1 protein-coding gene is annotated in these 6,138 nt (G+C 46.2%); it reads left to right on the top strand.

Features of this window, described 5'->3' with window-relative positions; translation table 11 throughout:
* Window positions 1-672: 672 nt before the first annotated feature.
* On the top strand, window positions 673-6,138 hold a 5,466-nt coding region (locus RM706_RS16400), incomplete at its 3' end, for a PQQ-dependent sugar dehydrogenase (protein ID WP_311353358.1).

Here is a 6,138-nt window from a genome sequence, read left to right as displayed (position 1 = left end):
CCGGTTTATGATCTGCCAATCGGGGCGTACCACTTGAATATATTGAACGATGAAGGAACAACCTTTGTTAGACAATTAATCATAAAAAGGTGAAGTAGGGAATGAAACAAGGTCCATTTTTCGCCATGGACGGCAGACGACATGTTCAAACAAATAGCAAGGCAAGGGGTTTCTAAAGAGATCTCCTTGCTTTTGCAGGCTTTAAGCTTTCTGTTTGTTTAATAGCATTTGAGATTTGTTTTAACAAAAGTTCACCATAATCCCTTTTTTTAGGTATTTCATCGAAAAAAAATGACTCAACTGAATATGAAAAAAACATAATAGTATTTTCATCATAAAAAGTATAATGAACGTTCTTTTTTAGTCATTAAACTTGTTTATATTGTTATCCTCCTTTTTCTAGTGATTTCACCCCACCCCAAACCACTATGATACTTGCTTAGTTATGGTTATAACCAAACAAGCATAACATGAAAAATAGTACTCTATTCCGAAGAGTTCATCGCTCTTTCCATTCGGGGAGACTTCTACATTTTCCAATGATATCGTTTTGTGCAGATCTAATGAGGAAGTTGATTCAAAAGCTATGCTGAACTTACCAATCTATTTTAACGTACAAAAAAAATAAAATTAAAGTCAATTTCTATAAAGCCAACCTTATCAATTGCTATTATGAAAAATAAAAGACCACTGCCTAAATCCTTAAAATATAATCCATGCGGAAGTAAGCCAAATAAAGTTTGGTTACTGGCATTTTTTGTAATGAGCATTTTTTGTGCACAGAATTTTTATTCACAAACAGGACCTTTTGATTTGGAGGGTTTTTCCAATGAAAGAATTATTAGAGACGGTCTTATAGCTCCCTTGGCCCTAGAGTTTTTACCCGATGGGCGATTGTTGGTGGTTGAGAAAGGAGGGAAAATCCTAATTGCTGATCCGAATACAGGAAATAAATCTACGTATTTGGATATTTCTAACATCGTCAATTCTGGACTGGAAAGGGGATTGCTCGATATCGCGGTCCCACCCGACTTTGACCCAGATGCCTCGAGCGGAAAAAATCAAATCTATATGTTTTACACCCGTAGCTCAAACACCGACCGGGCCGTTATAGCGCAGTTCAACCATATTGAAGGCTCCGGAGGTCTGGCTAGTACTGCAGATGTCAATTCAGAATTAATTTTATGGACTGATACGGATGCATTTGTTGGTTGTTGCCATTATGGAGGGGGTCTGGATTTTGGTCCAGATGGAAAAATCTGGTTGACCAGTGCTGACAAGTTTAACACCTCTAATAGCAACGAAGGTGGCCCTGATGATAATTGGCCATTGAATGTGGAGAACACCAGTGGAAAAATCATTAGGATCAATCGGGATGGTACCATTCCTGATGGTACCGATGGCTGGCCTGCCAATCCTTATGTTGATGGTATTGTGGATGGGCCTTATCCGGATACCACCGATTTTGATTTTGGCCCTTCTTTTGATCCACACCCGTCAATTTGGGCCTATGGTCTTAGAAACCCGTTTCGTGCAGAATGGGATAATGAATATGGTTATTTTTACATTGGTGAGGTAGGGGGTAACCAAGGTCCCTCAACGGATGATATCCATTTGGCCTCGCTAAATCAACCGGGTGTATTTTACGGTTGGAATTTTTATGAAGGTGTCTCAAACTTTGAACCCACTGGGGCTATTAATAATTTTCAACCTGAGGATTTTCCCCAACCTGATATGGATTTGGCTGATCCATCAAACGATGATTACTTTTCCGCCCCTATTTTTGATATACCCCATTCATCCCTTACGGGTGGTTTTGTATACCGGGGTAATATGTTTCCCAATGAGTTTGACGGCGTATATTTCTACGGTAATTACGAAACTAATTACATACGATATTTGGTTCTTGATGCTACTGGAACAATGGTACAAGGCGATTTCGAATTCAAACCGAGTGCGGAAATACCTGGCAACGCCGGAAATATTATTTTTTTGGAGGAGGGTATCGATGGAGCCCTTTATTATATAAATTACACCGCCCTTGGTGGTCAAGTCCAACGTATCGTCTTTGAAGGTGAACGTCCTCCTGTGCTTGATGCTTTTACAGCCGATGTCACTGAAGGTGATGCTCCACTCTTAGTTTCCTTTAGTGCTGAGGTGAGTGACGTCGATACGGCTTTGGAAAGCCTTTCATTTACTTTGAATTTCGGTGATGGGACTACCGCTGAAACAGGCAATGTTGATTCCTCTGGTTCGATTTCAGAAACCCATCAATATATGACCGAAGGAAGCTATGATGCAGTATTGTCCGTGACCGATGGCGATAATACGCCTGCATTATCACAACCAATTCTAATTACGGTTGGGGATCCCAATGACCCGCCTCAATTTGTTTCTGTTTCAGCAAATCCAAGCTTTGGCGACCCACCGTTATCCGTATTATTTTCTGCAACAGTCATAGATACAGATATTGATGACCCCGTCACTTCCTTGGATTATGTGCTTGACTTTGGGGATGGTAGTCCAAATGCTACTGGAAATCCCGATATCAATGGAAATATCTCGGTGACCCATACCTATAATACGGCAAACACTTCAGGACCTTATAATGCGATTTTCTCCATCTCAGATGGCGAGGCTCCTGCTGTATTTTCAAATAATCTCCCTATTCAGGTGGGAGAGTCAAGTGCACTCCCTGTAAGCGATAACCTCGTTTTTCAGGTGGAATCATTTATAAAGGTAGGTGCTATAGGTTCTACGGTAACCGAGTGGTTAGATGAATCCGGTCAGGGAAACAATCTTCTGGCACTAGGAGACCCGCAATTGGTTGAAAATGCCACTCCAACGGGCCTACCGGCCATTGTATTGGATGGCGATGGGGATTTTTTATTCCGAAATGATAGTGCAGATACTGCCCTAAGTGGTTTCCCAATCGGTAATCAACCTAGGACAGTGTTTTTTGTGGTGGATTATGAAACTGTTACAAATAATGAATTTGCAGGTCTTGTCTATGGATCCTCTTCCGACAACCAAGCTTTTGGTTTGACATTGGATGGCAATGAGAATGACCTTGCATTACAAGGTTGGGGAGAGCAACATAATAGAAATACCGATATCGACGGTGTTATCGACCCGAATACGGGTCTGCAACGCGGATTTATCTCGCACGCAGTAGTCTTTGACGGTAGTAATTTTCAACACTATTTAAATGGGGTACTTATTGACAGTGGTCCAAAGACTTATAATACTGTTTTGGATAAACTTTGGATAGGACAAAATCTCAATGGCGGCTTTACGCCCATAAGCGTTGCAGCCGCCTTCATTTACAGTAAAGCATTGGATGCTTCTGAGTTTACAGCTGTAGAAAATTATGTACAGACAACATTTTTAAATCAAAACACCAATGAACAACCCATAGCCAACGATGATAATTTTACGGCAACTACGGGAGTAGAGTTGTTTATTCCTCAATCCACTGGACTTTTGTTCAATGATATCGATGATGGAATTTTGACGGTTACTGAGATTAACGGTCAAGCGATTGCCAATGGACCATTTACCTTGGGTAACGGAGGCATACTGCAAGCAGATGCCAATGGATCAATAACCTACACTTCTGCTGCTGGTTTTTCAGGAATGGAGAGTTTTACCTATATAGTTTCTGATGGTACGCTTACGGATGGCGCTACGGTTATGATAACGGTGAATACTACATCCATTGACGAGTTTCCAGTGACCGATGGCTTGGTAGCGCGACTTGAATCGGACTCTAATGTGTTGCGGGAGAACGGGGTTGTTACTGAATGGCTTTCCACGGCAGGAACAAATATGGATTTGGTAGCAGCCGGGAATCCCACTTTGGTCGCTAATGCCACACCAACTGGTGAGGCCGCTATTTCTTTGGATGGTAGTGGTGATTGGCTTGAACGCACCGCCCCTAGTCCCGAATTACCTGATGGTGACGGGCCGCGATCGGTTTATTTTGTTGTAGATTATAAAGACATTCAGACTTCTACCGGTCTTTCTTTTGGTACAGATACAAATAATCAGGCTTTCGGTGTTGTCATCAATGATAATACGGGTTTACTGGCCATACAAGGTTGGGGAGGCGGAAACGACCTGCCTTCAACCGAAGATGGAATTGGTAACAATGACGGCAGTACGGGTGATGACTGGTTTGTACATTCTGTACGGTATGATGGCGCAACAGTTAAACATTATAAAGACGACCAGCTTATTGACGAAGTGGTCAAGGGAGATTACAATACGACATTTAGCCGTTTCGTGATTGGTGAGGAAATTTCTGGTACTGGAAATGGTGAAGAATTGGATGTAGCGGCTGCATTGGTTTATGACCGTGAAGTTACTGAGGCAGAGCATGCTCAAATCCTTCAATATCTCATCAACAAGTACCTCTCTACACAGGCGGTGGGCACGATCTGGTTGGAGGACTTTGAGGACCTGTCCAACGGCGACGTTGTGGACAACGGTGCCACTGCATGGACTTCATCACGTGATGGGGGCACCTTTGAGGTATTGGACGGCTGGTTCTGGACCAATGTATCCGGTGGAGTGGGCACTTGGACAAGCGAGGTGATCCCTATCGGCGGCACGGTATCGCTATCGCTAGACGTCGATGATTCCGACGACAACAAGGAACGTGCGGATTTCGTACGGGCGCTCTATATATTGGACGGCGGCACGCCGGTGGAGTTCGGCTTTGTGAACAACGACATTGACCCGCAGACCCTCATCTCCGGAGAGATAACGGGAAGCACGGTACAGATAGTGGTGGAATCGCTGGTAAGCGGAGGCAACGAGAACTATTTTATCGACAATGTTACGGTGACGGGTGCGACCACAGGTGGCACCACCTATGCACTGACGGTGAACAACGGAAGTGGCGACGGCAGCTACGAATCGGGCGAAGTGGTGAACATCGTTGCCGATGCGGCACCTGCTGGGCAACAGTTCGTATCCTGGACGGGCGATGTGTCCGGGATCGCGGACCCCAACGGTCCATCGACCACGGTAACGATGCCATCTTCCGATGTAGAGGTCACGGCGACATATGGCCCCATAGATATTACGACCTATGCACTGACGGTGAACAGCGGAAGCGGCGATGGCACCTATGCAGCGGGCGATGTGGTGAACATCGTTGCCAATGCGGCACCAGTGGGCCAACAGTTCGTTTCCTGGACGGGCGATGTGTCCGGTGTCGCTGACACCAACAGTCCGTCGACCACGGTAACGATTCCATCTTCGGATGTGGAGGTCACGGCGACGTATGGAGAGGTTTCTCCTGGCGGCACGATCTGGTTAGAGGACTTTGAGGATTTGTCCAACGGTGACGTGGTGGACAACGGTTCCACTGCTTGGAGCTCTTCGCGTGATGGGGGCACCTTCGAGGTATTGGACGGCAGGTTCTGGACCAATGTATCCGGTGGAGTGGGCACTTGGACAAGCGAGGTGATTCCAATCAGCGGAACGGTATCGCTATCGCTGGACGTCGATGATTCCGACGACAACAAGGAACGTGCGGATTTCGTGCGTGCGCTCTATATATTGGACGGCGGTACACCTGTGGAGTTCGGATTTGTGAACAACGACATCGACCCGCAGACCTTCGTTTCGGGGGACCTAACGGGCAGTACGGTACAGATCGTTGTGGAATCGCTGGTAAGCGGCGGCAACGAGAACTATTTTATCGACAATGTTACGGTGACGGGTGCGACCACCGGCGGAACCACTTACGCGCTGACGGTGAACAGCGGAAGCGGCGATGGCAGCTATGTAGCGGGCGATGTGGTCAACATCGTTGCCGATGCGGCACCAGCAGGGCAACAGTTCGTTTCCTGGACTGGCGATGTGTCGGGGGTTGATGACACCAACAGTCCGTCGACCACGGTAACGATGCCATCTTCGGATGTGGAGGTAACGGCGACGTATGGAGAGGTTTCCCCTGGCGGCACGATCTGGTTGGAGGACTTCGAGGACCTGTCCAACGGTGACGTGGTGGACAACGGTGCCACTGCGTGGAGCTCTTCGCGTACCGGTGGTATCTTTGAGGTATTGGACGGCAGGTTCTGGACCAATGTATCCGGTGGAGTGGGCACTTGGACAAGCGAGGTTATC

Origin of the sequence: Croceitalea rosinachiae, assembly GCF_031846445.1 — a bacterium.
GTDB classification, from domain to species: Bacteria; Bacteroidota; Bacteroidia; order Flavobacteriales; family Flavobacteriaceae; genus Croceitalea; species Croceitalea rosinachiae.
This window is presented reverse-complemented; position numbering and strand designations above follow the sequence as displayed.